Origin of the sequence: Variovorax sp. CF313 (genome assembly GCF_000282635.1) — a bacterium.
Classification (GTDB): domain Bacteria; phylum Pseudomonadota; class Gammaproteobacteria; order Burkholderiales; family Burkholderiaceae_C; genus Variovorax.
Map to the genome: position 1 here is coordinate 68,661 of NZ_AKIW01000077.1, position 19,831 is coordinate 88,491.

Consider the following 19,831-nt stretch of genomic DNA (forward strand, 5'->3'; position numbering starts at 1 on the left):
TGTCGGGCCTAAGCGTCGAAGCGCTGCTTGAGCTTTCGCTGCACCTCGAGGGCGCAGCCGTGCCAGGCGCGGCCGCTGACCATGCCGGTGTCCAGCGCTTCGGGATCAGTGGCGGCCACCCTCTGCGCGTACTGAGTCAGTGCCTGCAGCACGAAGGCCTGGATGAGCGCGCCGTGGGCGCTGTGCTCCATCAACTCGGTGACGAACTCAACGTTGGTCGACGGCATGCTCGTCCACCTCGTCCACCTCGTTCGTCTCGCCCACCTCGCTCACTTCACACGTCGACTGGATGATCTCGAAGCCTGCGTCGGTAACGAGACCCGGATCCAGCAGCATGACCAGGTCGTCCGAGATGCCCGAGCGCATCGACGCCCACGCTTCATCGTCCAGGCCATCCTCGCGTGCACGAACCTGAGCGGCACGAGCCAATGCGTCCTTATCGAAGACTGCAAGCTCGATGCTGAACACCACCACCGTGCGGGGCATCGCCGGGCTGAACGCAGTGTCGCTCATGCCCCCTCCTCGGCGTCGATACGCGAGATCTCCGCGCCGAACGCCAACGCCGCGTTGTCGGGGCTGGGCGGGCCGTTCTGGCGAATCCACCATGCGGGCGGGTTGTACGGCACGGCCATCACTCCCAGGTAGCCGCCATGCGTGGCGTAGGCGACGACCTTGGCGCAGCCGATGCTGTTGAGACGGATCGCGATGTCGTCGCCGATGACAGGGACCTCGAAATCCGCGGACCACTTGAACTGGTCCTTGGAGGTGAGGTCACGGGTGTAAGGCGGCACGGTCGTGTGCCGCTGGAAATGAAGGTCCATGACAGGGAGGTTCCTGAGAAATCTGTGTCCAGCCCACCCCTTCAATCCGCATGGGGCGGGCCGCTGTGAAACCCCTGCGGAAACGGGGCGAGGCACCGAGTCGGCCGACCGGTGGCGATGTGGGAGCTGAAGGTGCAGAAGCCGATCGGCGTCAGAGCTGCGCGCGCAACGGATGCCTGCGGAAGTGCCCGCAGAAATGCCACCCCAGCCCAAAGCCGAAGAGGATTCCCGTGACGAGGACCATCGTGAAGGCCCTCAGATACTCGATGGGGCCGAAGAAGATGTTCATGGCAGCTCCCTCCATTCATCCGCCGCCGACGACGGATCTGCCAGGGTCAACGACGCATGCACCTTGACGGTGAATCGCCGTGACCCGGGTCGAGGCATGCTGTACGCGCCTGCGAGCCCTGGCTGGTCCACCAGCAGTCGATCGACATCCACGGACGTCGAGTCCTTGCTGCGCTTCCAGCGCACCTCGCCCGCGTCGAAACGTGCCGTGGTGGCCTCTCCCATGCGCTGCTGGATACGCTGCTTGACCTGTGCTTCGCGGGCGATGGCGTCAGTCAGGATCTGGCGCAGAGCCAGCAGATCGGAGAACGCCGACGACATCTCCATGTCACCTTTGAAATCTGCCGTCTTCCCGTTGTCCCGAGGCCAGAGTGCACGCAGGGCCAGACCGGCTGATTCCGATCCATCGGCAGGCGGTGCGGTGTCCGTCTCGACAAACCGCCAGAATCGCTTCTCCAACTCGACGAGCTGGACGATCATGGTCTCGTCCCGCTCGATGCGATGGATACGCAGCTCCTGGCCACAGATCAGCACAGCCACGTCGGCCGCCGGCTTGCCGGTCACGGCGAGCTGGTGCAGCACCTGCAACTGGACATACTCGGGCACGCCGTCTTCCCACAGCCGAGCACCGTGGTAGCCCGCCGTCTTGCACTCCAGGATCTGCACATCTGGGGAGCCCACGACCTCGCGGTCGATGTTCGCCAGCATCCAGGGATGCACGGGGTGCTGGAGCACCGCGTTGATCCGGCGCACCCGCAGCCCGGTGCGCCGGGTGTAGTGGGCGGCCACGATGGGCTCGAGCAGCGTGCCCCAATACATCGGGCTGGTGGCGTCGTCGGGATCGACCTTGGGCAGCAAGGCATCCCGGCCGGTCTTTTCCATCCAGAGTTGCAGGGGCGATTTGTAGGGATGGAGACCGACCGCTGCGGCAGCGTCGGAGCTGCCTATGCCGCCCTTGCGGATGTCGAGCCACTGCGTGCGGCTCAGGTCCTGGGTCCTGACCAGCTTCAGGGCTGGCCGGCGTTTGGCGGGCGAGGTGTCCGCCACTTGAAGTTCCGCCATGGCGGTGTCCTTTCTTCGTGATTGGTCAGTCATGTCCTTGGCGCACCCCAAAAGCACAAAGCCCCGGTCCCTTGGAAGGGAGCCGGGGCTTGTGCCGTCGGGGTTCGCAGGAGTGGGGGGCGCTGGAGGAGATGTCACGACGCCAGTTGGAGGGCCGCATCCAATGCGCGTTGCTTGAGGCCTGCACCCTGGCCGAACCAGGCACTGTCGAGGCGGTATTCCTGGTTGCGGGCACGGCGCTCGTGATCGACGAACTCGGTCACCGCGCATAGCAGGCCCCAGGCCGTGCCCTTGGCCGCGCCGAGTTCGGCGCCGCGGCCACGGCCCTCATAGAGCTCCTGCACCTTCTTCAGGGCGCGCTCGTTGACGAGGGCTTGGCTGCCGCCGGAGTGACCCTCGGCTTGGCACAGGACGCGCAGAAAGAAATTCAAGGACTCGTGGGTCTTGACCTTACGCTCCGCGAGCGTCTTCATCCGGTACATGAAGGTGTCCCAGCCAGAGACGGCGATGCCGAGTTGCCGCTTGACCGCTTGTGCATCGAACGTCGTGCTGTGCGGCACCCGCACGGCACTGCTGGTGCCGCTGAGCGCGATCGACAGCGTGTTGTTGCACACGACCCGCACGGTGGTCGGTGTGGCGGTGGTGGCCAGGGTACCGTCGCAGGAAGTCGCAAGCAGGATGTAGCCCTTGACGGTGTCGTTGCCCTTGAGTGCTGTTTCCTTGCCGGTGCGCGCGAGCGCCCAGAACTTCTTGCCGGCCTTGAGAACCCCGGCGGTCTCGAGTTCGAAGCCGGAGACCTCGGTGAGGTCGCGGTAGAACTCCAGCACGTCCCGGGGCTGCACGATTTGGTAGCGGCCACCGACGACCGACAGGGGCGCTTTCGTGTCGCTGCGGTAGAGCACCTTCTGGTCCTCGAAGGTCATGATGGAGCCCAGCGCCCCGGCCTGCTCGGCCATGTAGCGCACGGGCGTCTCGCAGATGCGCCAGTCCATGCCTGCCTTCTGAGCCCAGACTTCGAGAGGCTGTTTGGGCGGAAGCTGATTGCCCAATTCGTGCCACGGGGTCTGGCCGACGTAGGCCATTTGCTGGAGGAGATGTGCCATAGGAAGGAATCTTTGATGAGTTGAAGGTGTGACGGAAAGGAAGAAGCCCGCACGGGGCGGGCTTCGGAGAGAAACGCCGTTCTGCGGCGGAAGTGAGCGACGGGCGGGTTCAACTGACGATCCGGCCAGCGGCTCGGGCCAGGCGCAGGTAGGCGCTCAGGGGCTTGTCGGCGCGCCAGTGCAGATCGCGCTCGATGCCCAGCGCGCCGCTCATCAGCCGGATGGAGGCCAACTCGCGAACGGACACATGACCTGCTTCGGGACTGCCCATCCCCAGATCGCACAGACCCCATACAAGATCTTCGTCGTCGGGGTCCAGCTCGGTAATCAGCCAGGTCGCTGCACCACACGGGTTGAACCACTTGAGCACGGGCCAGGGGTCGAAGTGCGGGTTGTCGCGCGCGGTATGGCCGTTGGCCAGCAGCAGGATGCGCAATTCGGGCGTGATGAGGTCCAAGGGAAGTCCAGAATGAAAAGGGGTGGGGAAGAAGAGACGGCGCAAGGGCTATCAGCGGCGAGCAACTGAGAAGGTGTGGCCGCAGCCCAGGCAGCGACGGTTGCGCAGGATCGCGTCGTCGACGGCTTCACCGAGTGCCGCGCCGACAGCGCAGCCGGCGATGCCGCCACTCAGGCCTCCGAGGATGGTGCCGGCAACGACACCGAATGGCGTCGTCGCTGTAGCTGCAGCGACGGCCATGGCCATGCCGATCTCGGCGCCCGTGATGGCGCCGGACAGCGCACCAGAAATACCGCCAGCCGCGCCGGCGACGGTGCCGATCGCGGCGCCAGCCTTCTTGCCGGTGTCGCGCGGAATGGTCCGCGGTGATTGGCAGGCCGGGCAGGCAAGGTGCGGTGATGTCGCGAATGTCTGGTGCTGAGGGAAAGGTTCATCGTCGAAAGTGGTGGATGTGAAATCGTGGTCCATGAGATACGGGGCGATCGAGAACGAGGAGCCCTTTGGAGAAGAAAGAGGACACGCCAGGGCGAAGCCAGACGGCACAAAGCCCAGCGCGGCGGTGAGGCCGGGCTGGGCTTTGGTGGACAGGGATGGACGTTCTACCGTCTATCCAATGCCGTCATATGGGGCTGAAAATTTTTGGATTCGTCGCGATGGCTAGCTCTTGCGATCCAGACCTCAGAGCAAGCCCACCGATCGCTAACCGAAAAGGCACTGCGGCACGAGCCTATGGGCATGTAGGTCAAGAAAGGAAACCTGCAGGCCATGAACGGCAAACCTGCTCAGGCGTTGACAACGAAGCCGTTCGCTATCAATGGCTGCTCCATACGTGACCAAACTTCTGACTCAAGGTATATCGTCTCAACTGTGCCGTCGGCCAAGGTGAGCCGATAAGCCCTCTTCCCGTAGAGCAACGCAGCGCTGAGCGTGCGTTGATTCTCAAACTCGGTGACCGCGATGAATCGTTCGCCCTGTGGCGTGACTCTCTTGAAGAACACATCTACCCCCTGAATGAAATTGAGCCTGTCGACTTGTCAAGGCACTGCCGCGAGAGATCGTCGACCATACACCTTCGGCAGGTGGATCTGCGCGCCATCAGAACTCTTGAAGATATCGATCACGTAGTTCTTCCCATTCTCTGCTGTATGAGGCAGTGCAATATCGTGACTACTCACGGTGACGCCGAATCTTGAGCGTTTGTGCAGCAAGAAGAAAGAGCGTGCAGAAATGAATGAAGTTCGGTTCGCCAAGCAACGCGAAAGTCAGTCCTTGAGGGTGCGACGACAAATGCGAGAAGGCGATGCGTATGCACAAGGCAAGGAGGGTGCAACCGATCACCGGCCCCCAGCTGAACAGGTCGTTATCTGCCAGCCGCGAGTTCAGCGTGAGGACGAGGTACATCCAACCCCAAACGAAAACATAAGCGCTAAATACAAGAATCGGCAAGAACAACAGATCCCAGGAAATCGTCGGCGTTCGAAGCGCATCATTGGAAAACCAGGTAGTCATTGACAGCGCACAGAACGTGATAAGCAACGGGCGCGTACTGACGTTGTTAAGGACTTCGAGAAATTCTTTCAGTGGCATATAGCGTTCGGCCAATATCGTCGTTCTGTCACCTGGGCTTCCGGGTCCGCGGCTTTTGCGCGCGCTGTGACTCGGCCCTCATTTTCAGGTGCTTCTCGCGTGCCGCGACTGCCAGGGCCTTCGCCTGCTCATCGCCGTGGACCTTGATCGAAAACGATTCGCTCACCCTCTTGTCACCGACATGGGTCGCAGCCGTCCACCGTGCGGGTCGCCCCTTCGCATCCTTGGTCAAGACAACGCCAACGACGCCCGATGGATTCGGAGTTCGCACGATTTCTGCGAGATCGATCCGTCTCGGCAGCGGAACCGGCTCGCGTGGTGGTGCGATTCTGACTGTGACCTCCGATGGGTGAACACGTTGCAGGCCCGTCATTTGCCGCAACTGCTTCTGTCGCTCGGCGATGGCGAGGCGCTTGGCTTCGGCCGCACCATAGCGACTCACGCTGAATTGCTTGGCGACTTTCTGTCCGGGGAACAACTGTGTCATGGCTCGCCAGGCTATCGGTTCACCTCTTGCGTCGAGTCGACACAGCACACCGGGAATACCCGTTTTACTGTCGGAGCGCAGCTTTTCGGCAAGTTTGCGGCGTGACGCAGGGGGGTACTTCTTGACCACCTCATCTCGCCACGCCTGCGCAAGCAGGAGTGCAGCCTCCTCTCCGCCGTGAATGCCGAAGGAGAACGCCTTGGAATAGACGACGCGCCCGCGCTTCAGGATCACGGCCCAATTCTTATCCTTGGCCGAACGATGGATGCCGTACATGGCCGCTGCATGAAATGTCCATTGTGCGGTCGGCACCTCGTGCTTTGGCGCTGAATCAACGTCCGCATGCGCGGAGGCATTACGGATCTTGGGCTTGATCTTTGCCATTCCGCTTCAAAAGCTCGCGTTTAGGTTGAAGCCCAGCGTCACCTTGGCGGTGCGATAGCCCTCTGGCTTGCTGATGGGCGTGCCGACGAAGAAGTCGTAGCTCAGCTTGCTCCACTGGCCGCGCACGCCGATGACGGCGCCGGCAAGGCTGCGGCCCAGAAGGTCGACGGTCGAACGGCCGCCGACATGGCCGTAGTCCATGCCTGCATACAGCTCCGCCCCGCTCTGCCCCATGGCCCACCCGATGTCGTTGCGGATGAGCCAGCCACGCTCACCCAGCAGACTCGTCTCTCCATCGAAGCCGCGCACCGTGTAGCGCCCACCGATGGCGAATCGGTCCTGCGGCGTCAGTGGCGTGCGGTTCCACTGCGCACGGATCAGGCCGGAGTAGCGCATCTTCTGCTCGCCGAGCTTGAACGGCGCGTTGAGAGTGACATCGGCCGTGTACAGCTTCAGGCGTGAAGTGCCCTCGCCGAACTCTTCTTCCGGCGCGACGCGCGAGCCGAAGCCGCCGGTGCCGCGCTTGTAGGCCAGCGTGCCTTCGAGCGTCGCCTCACCGATGAACTCCTTGTGGTTCAGGCTGAGCTCCCAGCCACCGACCACGCGGTGCTGCACCTCGACCTCGGTGTCGTCCACGAAGTTGCGCGACTCGCGGCGCCAGCCCTTGACGGCCACCGTGGTCTTGCGGCTCTGGTCGCGGTAGAGCAGGCGCGAGAGCTTGACCTCGGCGTTGTTGGACTTGCCGGCGTAGACGTAGTCCTGGTTCAGGCCCGCCACGCTCTGGTGGTACTGGCTGTTGGAGGCGGTGAAGCCCAGGAGCCAGTAGCCGTAGGGCAGCGAGTAGTGAACGGTCTGGCCTTCGGTGCCCTTGGCCGGATCACTGAAGACGTGGTTGTTGATGTTGTGGTTGGCGCTGATGTAGAACAGATCGTTCAGGCCGAAGGGGTTGTCCAGGGACAGGGTAGCGCCGGCCTGGTAGCGGCCTGTGGCTTCGGTGCCGCTGTCGTCGAGGCTCAGTGCAATACGCCACTTCTTGGCTTGGACGTACTTGACGACGAGATCGCTGTCGCCGGGCTTGGCGTTGGGGGCGGTCGAAGGTTCGATCTGGATGTCGGCTTCGGCGGTGGGGGAACGTTTGAGGTTCTCCAGACCCTGCTCGATGTCGCGCAGGTTCAGAAGATCGCCTGGACGCGAGGGAATGGCTGTGGCCAGCAAGGCGGAGTTGCCGAGCAGCGTGGACGAAGAGTCGGGCGTTGTCCGAATGGCTGCAATGCGGCCGGGCACCAGCGAGAGGGTCAGTGTGCCGGCAGAGAGATCCTGCGGCGCAGCGAGCACACGGGTCGTGACGTAGCCGCGCGCAATGACGGCCTGCTGGGCGCGCGCGAGGACCAGGTTGACGCCGGCCGTGCCCAGGCAACGGCCAACCGGAGAGTCATTGCCCTCGGGCCCGGACAGATCGGCCACGGCCCACTGGAAGGACTCGGATTGTTCGCCGACCAGAAGCACCCTGTCGATGCGGAAGCAAGGTGACTCGGCGTCCGGGATGCGCTGTACCGGGGCTGGTGGCGCGGCCTGGGGGCGCTGGTCGACGGTGCGCTCGTTCTGCTCGCGCAACGCACGCTCACGCTCTTGCTGGCGCTGCTGCTCGACGAAGGGCTGAGGCGTGGTCGGCGATTGCTGACTAAGCGCCAGCAGTGGGCAGGCAGCCATGGCGACCGCCAACAAGTTGCGTTTCAAATCAGACTCCCTCTTCTCTTTCTTGTCCTAGGCCGAAGCCTGTATCGGCCAGAACCGCCTTCAACGAACGGGTGCAGGGCAATCCGCGACGATTTGCACCGGAACGGATACCGGGGCATCACGGTTGGTGGCATCCATGACGTTCAAGCTGCAGGCCGGATTGCTGCCCCACACGAACTCGATGGTGTAGGCGTGAGCGTCCTGCGGCGTGAACTGCACCGTGACGGGGCCGCAATGGCCGGTGCGATAGCCGGAGCCCGTTCCATCGGCCCAAGAGCCATAGCCGCGCACCTGGATCGGCTCTCCCGGCTTGGCCTCATGAACAAGGTAAGGCTCCGTCCGACGGCCACGCTGCACTGCATTGGCAATCCAGGGGTACACGATGCCGCGGCCGGCGTAAGCCGCGTTGCCCAGGGACGTGAAGTCCCTGCAGGCTTGCGAAGAGGTGCTAATCGAGAAGTTGGCCGGATAGCCTGAGCCTGCGGCCCGCAGGATGAGCTTGGCGGTGCCGGACTCGACATCGGACAACTCGTTGTAGCCGTTGTTGGCGCGAATATCAGCCAGCGCCGCCTCGGGGTTGATTTCGTGATACGCGCACGACGAAAGAGTCGCCACAGAGAGGGCACCAAAAAGAATACGGCTATATGTCACATTTACCCTCATCAAAATCACAATCAGCCCGAACTCGAACCAGTCAAATCAATTTGAAATCATTCACTCAAACAATTTCCGAATATCGCCACTCGCAATCAAATCGACCCGCGAAAAATCAAGTGAATCCGATTTCACAACAATCTCTCTCAGTGGAAGCGGAATATCTTCGATGCAAGCCAAAATTGTTGGCGACAAGTGCTTGTAATAGTCACCGTTTTCGCATTTTCGAGAATAACCAACCGGAAATTCGCCAGGTATATTTCCATGATCCAACGCCTCAAAAACAAACATCCCTTTGTTGATGCTCAAGTTTGCGTTCGCAAGATTCCCCTTGCTCCTCCAATCATTTAAAATATCAAGAAGAACTTCATTCTTGCCATTTTTTGCGCGATAGATCCAAGAGGAATAAAAATGCAAATTCACCAACCCATTTTTTTGGAGGTTGCTCGGGTATTTTTTGGACTCTTCAAACAAAAAATCCGAGAAATCATTTAGCAACTCCTCCGAATCATTTCGAGCAAGCAGGCTCTCGGGCAAATCTCCGAAGCCGTTATTACTCATCACCGCCAACTTCCCCGAGCAATCCATGGCAATCCATGTAAAACAGTCTGCGCCTTGAGGGACCCAATTGGGATTTAATTTTTCATTAGTCAATTTTTATACCCATTTGGCCAAGTAGTAGAGCAATTTGCGCAGGTTGGCACGAATGCATTTTCTGGAATTGAAGTGTTCCCATAGACCATTCCCGGACGAACTGGATTTGTAAATTTGATGTTGGCGGGGTCGGCACCCTGTCGAACCAATTTATCAGCCGCTTTAACTTCGGCACAAAATCCCGCAAGATTCGAACAAAAGCTGGTCGCCTGCCCAATCGGGACACCCAACTTGTCTTCTACAAATTTCACCATAACGGGACTCAAATCTTCCGCCTTGAGTGCACCGCTAGCTCCAACCGATGTGAGTCCGGTTGTTGAATCATAAGCACCAACCATCACAGAGGATCCACGCGCTGAGGATTTGGATCCTAAGTTATTGATCGTGTTAAGCAACTCCCCATTAGCTTTGTTTTCCAAAGCTAAGTTGACAGCTCCCGTCTCTGCCAGGCTTCCAACGCTTACCCTTTCGGCTGCCTTGACAGAGTTCAACTCTGCTTCAGCCACTTTTCCTACGGCTTTGCCTACTTGGCCTGGAATCGCTACGCCACTCGTTGGCACGCCAGTGACGGTTGTTGCCGCAAGGTCCGCCGCCACAATACAGCCTGTTGGATTGAGTGTGCAGTACGCGACCGGGTTTTGCGCGAACGCATAACCCTCGGCGGCAAGGCCACTCAGGGCAGGCGCCAAGGCAAGCCCTCCCGCGAGTGTCGCGGCCTGAATCGTTAGTTGCGTAATCTCATTTATAGAGCCTTGGTTCTTGCTCGCAGCCGCAGCGATCTGGGCAATGGTTGGCTGCTGAATGTTGTTGTCGCGATAAAACTGCAAAGCTTGAGGGCTGCGAATTACCTCATTCAGATAGATCGCCGCATTGGCTTTTTGTGCAGCAGGTGCCTGGAAGTAGTACCCAAGGCCAGCTTGCGGAAATGCCGGGTCAATTGGCAGGTTCTGACCTTGGCTGTAGTACTTGGCAATAGTCATCAAGAACTTGCTGGCGTCCGGGTCCCAGGCACCAGACGCACCGAATTGAACCTGTCTGAACGCTTGAGCTGCCAGCTCTTTCTCAGCATCGGCCACGCTGATGCCCTTTTGGGCCGCATATTCCTTGGCATGGTCTTTGATCAGCTTGGTTTCCGCAGGGTGCAGTTGCCGATTGTTGATATCGACGCTATAGGCGCTCGCTGCACCGGCAGTTCCTCCAGTCATGCCCCCGATCGCCGCCGCGCTGATGGCCCCCAATGCCTGCGCAACCGGTGCTGGCAAGTCCATGTCCGCGATGGCCTGCCCGATCCGTGGCATCAGCGCTGCGCTGGCGCCTGCCCCCAATGCGCCGCCGATACCGCCTCCCAGCGCGCCTGCGGCCGTGTGTAACGCCACTCGATAGGAGCCACCCTCGTCCCATTGGCTGGCTTCGTTTAGAAGCGCTTGCTGCTTGGCAGGGTCGGTCTCCACCTTGGCTTGGGTACGAAGCTGGGCGGCCTGGTTGCCTGCATAGGTGCCGATCTCCCTCGCCGCGTTCTGATTGAACTGCTGTGTGATTTGCGCCTGTGCTTGAACGTCTTTGACGATGGTCTGGGTGTTCCAGTCCTTGATTAACTTGCCCGCACTGCTGGTGTCGCCCGTCCTGACGCTCTGATCCCCCGCAATACCCGAGATGCCGGATCGCGTGACGCTGGTCTGGTTATTTCCCGAATAGCTGCCAACGCCAGCACTGCCACCAGGCCTGTTGTTCGGTCCGGCCCACGAAGCAGTCATATCTCTGGCCGGAGCCGTGTCTGTGGCTGCGGCCGGCGCAGTGGTGTAGCCAATGCCCACGCTACCGCTGACCGCGTAGCTGCTGCCGCTCGACTGACTGACGTTCTGCAGGTCCGCCATCGTCAGCGTGCCGCCTGTGCTGAAGCTGTTCTTGCCCGCGTCGATTGCTGCCTGCGTGCTCTCGATCACCGCGCCCTTCAAATCCGTGTTGCCCGCCACCTTCACGTCGAAGCCACCATCTCCGGCCTTGATACCAGACTGCACAGCCGGACTCACGAAGATGCCGTCGGCCTTGGCGCCAGCCGCACTGGCGCTGGCCGTGGCTACCACGCCGTAGCAGATCGGTGGAATACACAAGCTCAAACCGAAGCCCGAACTGCTTTGACGCGACTGCCCCACGCTCACGTCCTGCAGGCTCTCGATATTCAAGTTGCCGCCCACGTCCGCCGTGACGCGATTGGCCTCGACGGTGGCCCCGCGCATGTTCAGATCACCGCCCGAACTGATGTTGACAGCCTTGCCACCGCTCACTTGGGTCGTGTTGTAGCTGACATCGTTCTGGTCGTTTTTGCCTTGTCCGTTGTTCACGCCGAGTTGGATGCTGAAGCCGTTCTGCGCGCCTGCGCCGAAGGTGACCCCCACATTGGCGCCATGGCTGGAGTTCTGTCCGGCCGTCACACTTGTGTTGCGACTGGCCTGCAGCGTCACATCGTTGTCCGCCACCAAATTGACGGTGTTGCCCGCTGCGATGGTGGAGCCGATGGCACTGATGTTCGATCCCTTGCCGCCGCCTGTAGCCACGATATTGACGTTGTTCGCTCCCACCACGCTGGATCCCACAGCTTCGCTGCTGTTGGTGAAGCTGGTGCTCTGGCTGGTGTTGCGGCTGACATTGACACTCACGCCGTAGCTGAGCTGGCCTGTGCCACCAATGGCCTGGGCAGCGTCGTAGGCCTGTTTGCCGCTCATGGCCAGATTGACGGCTCCCAGGGCCTGCATGCGGCCGTCGCCCGTGTCGCCCATGGCCTTGATCGTGCTGGAAGCGCCCTTGAGCGTGTCGGTGCTGATGCCGGCGAAGCTGGCGCTACCGCCCACGATCGTGCTGGAGCTCTTGTCTAGCGTGACCGATTGCGTGGTGTTGTAGGCCTCGTTGATGACGACATTCTTCGCAAGAATGTTGACGTCGCCGCCCACCAACGGCCCTGCTTGTCCGGCAGCCATGATGCTGCTAGCTGTCTGGCGGTAGTCGTTGGCCGCCACCAGGGTCACGTTGCCTTGCAGGCTGGCCACCTGGCTCGCCTGCTGCGTTGTGCTGACGGTCGCGTTCGCTTGCGAGCCCTTGACGTTGCCGATGGCCGGGTTGTACCAAGTGCCCACCATGCCGGACTTGCCATTGGCGTCGTAACTGGTCTCAGCGCGGGTGTTCTGGGCGCTCTCGATGGTGAGGTTGCGCCCGGCCATCATGGTGATGTCGTTGTCGGCAACCACGGTGGCCCCCTGCAGGGTCGTGTCTCGGCCGCTCAGGGTCTGCAGGTTGCCGGCGGAAATGCTAGTGCCGATGGCTCGGGTCTCGATGCTGGCTTCGGCATGGTTGGAGGATTTCTTGTTGCCGGCGATGGCAACTGCAGTCGCATCGCCGGCGAACGTGGCGCCAGCGGCGAGTTGACCGAAGACCGTGCCGCTGCTCTTGCTTTGCGCGGCATGGAGTTCCTGACTCGTGCGGTTGGCGGTCGTAAGGTTGATGTCCCGCCCCGCCGAGAGGCTCATGGCCTCGTCGGAATGAAGCTGTGCGGCTTGAAGGTTGATGTCGTTGCCCGCCACCAATGCCACGCTCTTGCCACTCAGACTACTGGAGAGAACGTCCGTGGTGGTGGTGCTGTCGAAGGTACTGGAACTGCTCTTCTTAAACAGAGACTTGGACGATCGTTGCGTGGCCGCGGTCACGCTGGTCGTGGACTGCCCGGCCGTGACGTTGATGTCGTTCTTGGCTGTGGCGACCAACGCGCCATCCACGCTGGCGACGGCACCCGCGCGGATATTCAAGTCATTGCCAGCCGCCAACCGCACGTTGTCCTGCCCTTGGATGACCGATCCCACCTCTCGGCTCTCCGATGAAATACCTGCACCGTTCTTGTTTGCGAACGAGATGGTGTATCCCTCAGACACCGTGCCCATGTTGATGTTGCGCCCCGCCCCCACCGACGCAGCCCCCGCGCTGACTAACGCGGCTCCGATGAGATTGGCATCCCGTCCCGCCGAGGCGATCAACACGCCTCCGGGATTCGTCACATAGACACCGGCCACGCGATCAATGCCGGTGCTCGTGCCGGCGGTCTGTGACGTCGTCCGGATATTGAGGTCGCGCCCGGCCGTCAGAACCGCCGAGTCCCGGGCTGCGATGCTTCCGCCGATGTTGTTCAGATCGTTTCGGGCGTTGACGCCAATGCTGCCGCCAACAATTCGGCCGCCGAGGTTGCTGACGTTATCCGCGTCGATCTTGACCAGACTCCGCCCGGCGATGGTGCCGGTATTGACGAGATCGCCCGAACTCTTGATCACCGTCGCATCGGCACTCAGCAGTGCCCCGGAGCCGTCGATATCGCCCGGCCGCACACGCACGTAGACCTGTGGAACAAGCACCCGTTGAGCCGTTCCATCGGGTAGCTTCACCGTCTGCTCCACAAGCCAAACGATGTCGCTGGTCAACTGCGCCATCTGAGCTGCACTCAAGGCTACGCCCGGACGTAGGCCGTATTGCTTGGCGAAGGTAACACCCGCATCCATCAGAGCGGCGTACTGGTCGTCATCGTTACTGAATCCGTCCAGATAGCGGTAGCCCGTGAGCTGAGCCACTTGCTCGCGAATGAGCTTCTGTTCGTAGAAGCCGTCGCCCAAGCGCTTGAGGGTGTTGCTCGGATCGTACCCGAGGTTGCTCAGCAGGTAGTCGCTGCTGAGCCAGTTGCGATAGTTCGCAAAACGCGGATCGGTTTCGACCAGGTAGCCACCTGGACCGGTGTGGATGTTGAACAGGCTGGCCGTCGGAAGACCGATGTTCGGCACGCTGGTGCGCACGACCATCGGCACAGTCTGACTGGCGCCTGCACCGCCGGCACCGCTAGCGCCGCCGGCCTCGCCCGCCGTGCTGCCCGAAGTCTTCACGGACCCGCCCACATTCGCCGGCACCTCGACGATGGTGCCAGGACGATTGCCGCCATTCACACCACCAGCGCCGCCCGCACTGCCCGTCGCGCCACCGACCGGGGCGGTTCCCGCGTCATAGCCGCTAGCGGCATTGAAGTTGGGCTGGTACTTATAGGCTCCGAGGTCGATCGTCTTGGGCGCCAAGATGATCGGGATGTTCGCCATCTGCAACTGCCCGAGGTTGTCGTACACCGTCGCCGAACCACTGACCGCAACCTGGCCGGTCATCTGGTCGGGCACATAGTCGTTGGTGGTGATCGTCCCACCGGCCAGCACTTGGCTGTCCTGGTTGTACAGGCGTCCGTTCACATTCATGTTGCCGCCCGCGACGAGATGGGCGGGGTCGGCGTTGATCGCGGTATCCGTGGTGGTGGTGATCTGGTTGTTCCAGACGCCGAAGCCACCGATGCCGACAAGCTCTCCCGTGTCCTTGCGATAGACGAGTCCGTTGGCGTAGTCGAGTGTGACCTCATTCAAGGAGTAAGTCGTGGTCCGCCCTACGCCGCTGCCTACGGGCGTTTTCGGCGCGATGCCGATGACCAGACTGGAGGTCACGGTGGGGGTGCCCTTCTGGATGTGCACGTCGCGGTTGTTGACCTGCGCCATCAAGATCGACATGTCGCCCAAGGACTCTATGTCCGCACTCAGGTTGTTGAGCACACTGCCTTGACCGGTGGCCTTGCGATTGGCGTCGAGTGCACCACCGATGTTCATCGAACCCGCGCCGAGGCCGCCGCTGAAGATCAGCGCATGCTCCCGGTTGTTGATCGTGCCTGCACCGATGTTCAGGGTTTCGCGCGCCGCAATCGTCCCCGCCTTGGTCACGCCGTTGACGGTCTCGGCATCGTTGTTGAGCGTGCCAGCCGCGATGGAGATCGCGTTGCCATAGATGCGCCCTGTGCCGACGTTGTTCAGCGTGCCCGCATTGATCTGCGTATTTCCCTTGCTGTCGATCAGGCCGCGGTTGGTCAGCGTACCGCTGGCGTTGACGGTGGTGTTCGTCCCCGACATCTCTGCGCTGGCGGTGTTGTCGACGTTGTTGCCGCCCACGGTGAGCGTCTGCCCTGCCAGCAGCTTGCCGTTGTTCGTGAAGTTGCCCGTGGTGGTGTAGCTCAGGTTGCCGTTGGCGGCGACTTCGCCGTTGTTGACGATGTCCTGCGTGAGCGCAATGCTCAGGTCCTTGCCCGAAACAGCCTTGCCGTCGCCGCTGAAGGTGGCGGCGTCGATCCTCAGGCTCTTGTCCGCCACCAGCGTGCCGTTGGTGTTGATCAGGCTGAGCGTCTTGGCGGCGGGGTTGCTTGTGTTCGGATCTTGAATGGTCAGCGCATTCGCCGCCGAGATCAGCCCCGAGGTGTTGTTGACGGTGCCGCCGCTGGTGATGGTCGCATCGACATCGGCACGGATGGCACCGGAGGTGTTGTCGAGATTACCAGTGCCGATGACGACGTTCTTGCCCTCGATGCCCTGGTTGGTGCCCTGGGTGCTGATGTTGCCGACGCTGCCGGCGTTGAGCGTGGTGGTGGCCGCGGAGCGGATCAGGCCGCCGGTGTTGGTGATGCTCGAGGCATTGACGATGCCCAGGTCACCTGTGGCGAGCGTCTGCCCGCCGCTGTTGTCGTAGGCCGCGCCGCTCGTGTTGATGGCGACGCTCGACTGGCCAAGCACCACGCCGCCGCTCGTGTTGGAGAACGCCTGGGTGTTGGCCGTCAGCGCGTTCTTGGCGCCGATGAAGCCGCCCGCGTTGTTGACAGCGCCCGTCTTCAGATCCAGCGTGTCGGCGCTGGTGATGCCGCCCTGCTGGTTGCTGTAGCCGGCCGCGTTGGTGTTGCTCAGGCTTTGCCCATTCGTGTTGATGGTCATCGCACCGCCGGACTGGATCAGGCCGGCGTCATTGGCAAGTGCGCCCGAGTTCATTGCCACGGTGGTGGTCGCGGCCAGCGTGCCCTGGGCATTGTTCAGCGTGTTGCCGTTCGTGTTCACCGACAGGGCATTGCCCGTGACCTTGCCCGCGACATTCACCAGCCCGCCGTTCACCAGCGCGGTGTTGCCGCCGGCCTGCATCGTCCCTTGGCTGTTGGTCGTCGTGCCCGAGGTCGTGACGCTGAGGTTGCCGTTCACCGCGGCAGCCGTTCCGCTGCTGTTGTCCAGCGTGCCGGAAACCAGGGTGGTGTTGCCGTTGGCCGCCAGCGTACCGCCGACGTTCGTGGCGGCTCCGCTCACCGTGGCGCCCAGATCCCCGACGGCGGTCAGGCTGCCGGCGTTGTTGTTCAGGCTGCCCGCTGTGACGGTGGTACTGCCACCGGCACCGATCACGCCCTTGTCGCTGTTGTCGAGTGCCCCGCCGACGCTCAGCCCGAGGCTGGACGCCTCGGCGGCGCGCACAGTCCCGCCCTGGTTGGTCAGGCTGCCGGCCGCGATGGTCGTGTTGCCATTGCTGGCGATGGTGCCGGCGGTGTTGTCGACGGCCCCCACGACCGTGATGCGCGTGGCATTGGGGCCGGTTTGGATGATCTGGCCGCCGCGGTTGCTCAAGGCACCTGCGTCGATGGAGATCTGCTTCGCGGTGGTCGTGCCGCCGTCTTGGGCGAAGCTGCTGGACATGGCGACGGCCAAGGCCCCGTTGCCCGTGATCTGGCCGTTGGCACCGCTGTAGCTGCCGCCCGAGAGGGTCAGGGTGCCCGCACCCGCATGCTCGATCTTGCCCGCCGTGTTGGCGATGCTCGCGGCCTGCAGGCTCAGGTCCTGCCCGTTGCTGGCGATGCGGCCACTGCTGTTGTCGATGGTCCCGGAGGCGGCGATGGTGGTCGCACCGGTGCCCGTCTGCACGATCTCGCCGTTGTTCGTGTTGGCGATGTTCGAGGCGTGCAGATCGAGTTGGCCGGCGTTTAGCTTGCCGGCGTTGTTGACTAGCGTCTGCGTGGATTGGCTGTCGGCCGTGATGGCGAGCGTGCCCGGCGTGGTGAGGGTGGCCCCGCTGGTGGTCACGTTGCCTTGCGTGGCTGTGATCGCGATGTTGACTGCACTGGTCTGGCTCGATGACAGGTCGACGCTCGCGCCTTGCAGCGTGGCGTTGCCTGCGGCGAGGTTGGTGCCATTGGCGACCAGCGCACCGGAAGCAGTCACGTGCAGATCGCCGGCTGCACCGAGCTTGCCGTCGTTGCCCACGCCGGCGCCGAGCACGCCAGCCGTGCCCGATGCCACGCTGCCTGCCGTGACCGTGGTGTTGCGCCCAGCTGTGATGCTGCCGTCGTTGGTCAAGGCGCCAGAGACGGTGAGCGTCGTGTCGTGGGTGCCTCGGATGGAACCGCTGTTGCTCAGCGAGCCGGCCTGCACCGAGACATCCGCGCTGGCGCCGATGGTTCCGCCGTTGTTGGTCAGTTGGTTCGCAATGGCGAGTTGCGTGTTCGCGTTGGCCGACTGGATGCTGCCCTGGGTGTTGTCCAGGGATGCCGCGGTGAGTGCAGCACTGTTGTTGGCGACCAGGGCGCCCGAGGTGTTGTTGAGCGCCCCCGCGACGCCCGCGGTCAGTGCCCCCGTGGCCGAGACGGTGCCGCGCATGTTGTCGAGCTTGCCGCCCACGCTCAAGTTGGCATCGCTGTCGCTGGTGAGCTTGCCGTCGACGTTGATCAGATCGCCGGTGGTGCTGATCTGCAGGCTGCCCGCGTGCAAGGTGCCGCCGCTGTTGTCCAGCTGGCCCACGTTGGCGCTGAAGCTGTTGCTGACGTTGAGGGTGCCGCCCGCGTTGCTGAAGTTCGGGCCGGTGACGGCCATGCTGGCCACTGACAGCGAACCGCCCGCGTTGTTGATCTGCGGCGTGTTCAGCGTGATGGGGCCGCCCGCGTAGATGCGGCCACCGTCGTTGGAGAGGGTGCCGCCTGCGGTGATGGCGCCCGGTGCGGGTGGGGTGTAGGTGGCAGGCGTGGACGCACCACCCGACACCGTGTCGCTGCCACCCGTGGTCGAAGGCGTCGTCGTGCCGCCGCTGGTCGGACTCGTGGTTCCGCCACCGGTCGAACTACCGCTGCTCGTACCGGTACTGCCAGAGCCGGCGCTCACGGGTTCGGCACCGATGACGCCGCCATTGATGTTGCTCAGCACCGGCGAAGCAATGGTCAAACCTGCCGAACTGGTCTGGCGGATCGTGCCGCCACGGTTGGAGATATCGCCGGGCGTGGTCAGTTCGACGCGTTGGCCTTCCAATGTGCCGGTGTTCTCGAGACGGCCTGCCGCCGTGACGACAAGACCGCCAGCACCGGCGCCAATGCTGCCCGCGTTGCGCACGCCCAGGCCGGCTTCGCTTCCGATCAAAATGATCTTGTTGGCGTACATGCCGCCAAGTGCGGCCACGTCCAGAGCAAAGGTGGGAACGGAGCCTGTGCCCGTCGTCGGCGTGATTTGCGAGTGGTCAGCGCTGATCTGATTTGCACCGGTCACCACCTTGAGCTCGCTCGCCCAGATGCTCGCGTTGGCCTGCACGGCCCGCGCGAGGATCGCAGCGTAGTCAGTCTTGCTGGCATCGAGGCCCGCGCCGTCAATGGTGACGGTGCCGCCACGAACAAGGAAGCTGTCGAGGCCGCCGATGGCATTGAATTGCGGTGTGCCAGTGGTGAGGGTGGCGCGCGAAGCATTGATGAAGCCGCCCCCGTCCACGCTGATCCCGGCTGGGTTGGCGATCACCACTTCGGCACGCTGACCGCCCACTTCGATGTAGCCGCGGAGCTGGCTGGGCGTTCCGCCGTTGACTTCGTTGAGGATGATACGTGCCGGGCCCGTAGCCAGGTTGGGATTGCCCTGCACGAAGCCGCCGAGTTGCGTCTGCACAGCAGTTCTGCTGTTGTTCAGGATCGCACCGTTGGCCCCGACGTTGAAGGCGTTGTAGACATTGCGCGAGACGCCCGCCGCGCTCGGAGTTTGCACATTAATGAGCGGGACGCCGTTGGGTGCGACCAGCACCGTCGGTCGCAGGTTGCCTGGGACATTGGGCGCGCCAACGATCTGGGCATGCGCGGATGTCGTTGCCAGCATGCCGCTCGCCAGCGCTGCAGCAACCAACACAGGGGCGAGGGCGGCGGCACTTGCCGCCAGTGCGCTACCCGCTCCCGTCGTGGCCCTGTTCGACGCTTTGCCTGAGCTCCTGGCAGTTTCGTGAACCACCATCCGCATGCCTCTGGCTGCATTGAAGACGACACGGTGAAGCTGGCGATTCATGCCCTGGACTCCCTGAGAATTTTTGAGTGCTTATGGCGCTTTTGTATCAAAAAGCGTCAATTTCAATTATCAGGGGGTGAAAGGCCTAAACGAAAGGCCGTCCCATGTCAGCGTGCGCATAAGTTCACGAATGGAACATCGGCAAATCTCAAGAATTCTTTTAATTAATTCTTAGGTGTTCATTTTTCTTGGCCAAGTCCCGCAGGGCGCCGATCAATAAGCCGACCGCACAAAGTAGTCAGGGGGCGTGATTCGCGGCCTGTCGGACAGCTATTGGACGGCTGGCCGCTTACCTTGGCTCCGCCGGTTGGGCGCATAGCTTGCGTCACATGCCATTCGGACAAGAACAGGACAAAGCACCCATGGACAGGAGCTGCTTTAACGGGGAAGCTCGCCTTGAAGCGGTGCATTCCTCACTGTGCGCCCTATTCAAC

General features: G+C 62.2%; 14 protein-coding genes. All 14 read right to left on the bottom strand.

The features are described from left to right. Positions 1-8: 8 nt before the first annotated feature. On the bottom strand, positions 9-227 hold the full coding sequence (locus tag PMI12_RS19260) for a hypothetical protein (protein WP_007835810.1): 219 nt from the start codon (positions 225-227) through the stop codon (positions 9-11). Next, the gene (locus tag PMI12_RS19265; protein WP_007835812.1) at positions 208-513 is read right to left on the bottom strand and encodes a hypothetical protein; all 306 of its coding nucleotides are present in this window, start codon (positions 511-513) and stop codon (positions 208-210) included. Before PMI12_RS19265 ends, PMI12_RS19260 begins: the two co-directional genes overlap by 20 nt. Next, the gene (locus PMI12_RS19270) at positions 510-821 is read right to left on the bottom strand and encodes a hypothetical protein (RefSeq protein ID WP_007835814.1); all 312 of its coding nucleotides are present in this window, start codon (positions 819-821) and stop codon (positions 510-512) included. The genes PMI12_RS19265 and PMI12_RS19270 overlap by 4 nt, the downstream gene beginning before the upstream one ends. A 151-nt stretch (positions 822-972) precedes the next feature. Continuing rightward, complete coding sequence (locus PMI12_RS29260; protein ID WP_007835815.1) at positions 973-1,110, bottom strand: hypothetical protein; 138 nt, start codon at positions 1,108-1,110, stop codon at positions 973-975. Beyond that, positions 1,107-2,171, bottom strand: a complete 1,065-nt coding sequence (locus PMI12_RS19275; protein ID WP_007835824.1) for a YqaJ viral recombinase family nuclease — start codon at positions 2,169-2,171, stop codon at positions 1,107-1,109. The genes PMI12_RS29260 and PMI12_RS19275 overlap by 4 nt, the downstream gene beginning before the upstream one ends. A 134-nt stretch (positions 2,172-2,305) precedes the next feature. Then, positions 2,306-3,274: a DUF932 domain-containing protein gene (locus tag PMI12_RS19280; protein ID WP_042673763.1), complete on the bottom strand. Its 969-nt coding sequence runs from the start codon at positions 3,272-3,274 to the stop codon at positions 2,306-2,308. 109 nt (positions 3,275-3,383) lie between these two features. Further along, positions 3,384-3,731: a DUF2958 domain-containing protein gene (locus PMI12_RS19285; protein WP_007835827.1), complete on the bottom strand. Its 348-nt coding sequence runs from the start codon at positions 3,729-3,731 to the stop codon at positions 3,384-3,386. Between the two features lie 51 nt (positions 3,732-3,782). Further along, entirely contained in the window at positions 3,783-4,199 is a 417-nt protein-coding gene (locus tag PMI12_RS19290; protein WP_007835828.1) for a hypothetical protein, read from the bottom strand. A 699-nt stretch (positions 4,200-4,898) separates the two neighbouring features. After that, positions 4,899-5,333, bottom strand: coding sequence for a hypothetical protein (locus tag PMI12_RS19300; protein WP_157632235.1), 435 nt, complete (start codon positions 5,331-5,333; stop codon positions 4,899-4,901). A 13-nt stretch (positions 5,334-5,346) separates the two neighbouring features. Next, complete coding sequence (locus PMI12_RS19305) at positions 5,347-6,189, bottom strand: AP2 domain-containing protein (protein ID WP_007835830.1); 843 nt, start codon at positions 6,187-6,189, stop codon at positions 5,347-5,349. Between the two features lie 6 nt (positions 6,190-6,195). Then, entirely contained in the window at positions 6,196-7,899 is a 1,704-nt protein-coding gene (locus PMI12_RS19310; RefSeq protein ID WP_007835831.1) for a ShlB/FhaC/HecB family hemolysin secretion/activation protein, read from the bottom strand. Between the two features lie 87 nt (positions 7,900-7,986). Beyond that, on the bottom strand, positions 7,987-8,577 hold the full coding sequence (locus PMI12_RS19315; protein ID WP_042673771.1) for a hypothetical protein: 591 nt from the start codon (positions 8,575-8,577) through the stop codon (positions 7,987-7,989). A 63-nt stretch (positions 8,578-8,640) separates the two neighbouring features. Beyond that, positions 8,641-9,234, bottom strand: coding sequence for a hypothetical protein (locus PMI12_RS28865; protein WP_157632236.1), 594 nt, complete (start codon positions 9,232-9,234; stop codon positions 8,641-8,643). Next, positions 9,231-19,397 (bottom strand): hemagglutinin repeat-containing protein, encoded by a 10,167-nt coding sequence (locus tag PMI12_RS19320; RefSeq protein WP_007835833.1) that lies wholly within the window; start codon positions 19,395-19,397, stop codon positions 9,231-9,233. The genes PMI12_RS28865 and PMI12_RS19320 overlap by 4 nt, the downstream gene beginning before the upstream one ends. Positions 19,398-19,831: the final 434 nt, after the last annotated feature.

Bases quoted from the DNA above. Each gene is read 5' to 3' on its own strand.
- PMI12_RS19260 (WP_007835810.1), bottom strand. From the start codon at position 227: ATGCCGTCGACCAACGTTGAGTTCGTCACCGAGTTGATGGAGCACAGC.
- PMI12_RS19265 (WP_007835812.1), bottom strand. From the start codon at position 513: ATGAGCGACACTGCGTTCAGCCCGGCGATGCCCCGCACGGTGGTGGTG.
- PMI12_RS19270 (WP_007835814.1), bottom strand. From the start codon at position 821: ATGGACCTTCATTTCCAGCGGCACACGACCGTGCCGCCTTACACCCGT.
- PMI12_RS29260 (WP_007835815.1), bottom strand. From the start codon at position 1,110: ATGAACATCTTCTTCGGCCCCATCGAGTATCTGAGGGCCTTCACGATG.
- PMI12_RS19275 (WP_007835824.1), bottom strand. From the start codon at position 2,171: ATGGCGGAACTTCAAGTGGCGGACACCTCGCCCGCCAAACGCCGGCCA.
- PMI12_RS19280 (WP_042673763.1), bottom strand. From the start codon at position 3,274: ATGGCACATCTCCTCCAGCAAATGGCCTACGTCGGCCAGACCCCGTGG.
- PMI12_RS19290 (WP_007835828.1), bottom strand. From the start codon at position 4,199: ATGGACCACGATTTCACATCCACCACTTTCGACGATGAACCTTTCCCT.
- PMI12_RS19305 (WP_007835830.1), bottom strand. From the start codon at position 6,189: ATGGCAAAGATCAAGCCCAAGATCCGTAATGCCTCCGCGCATGCGGAC.
- PMI12_RS19310 (WP_007835831.1), bottom strand. From the start codon at position 7,899: ATGGCTGCCTGCCCACTGCTGGCGCTTAGTCAGCAATCGCCGACCACG.
- PMI12_RS19320 (WP_007835833.1), bottom strand. From the start codon at position 19,397: ATGAATCGCCAGCTTCACCGTGTCGTCTTCAATGCAGCCAGAGGCATG.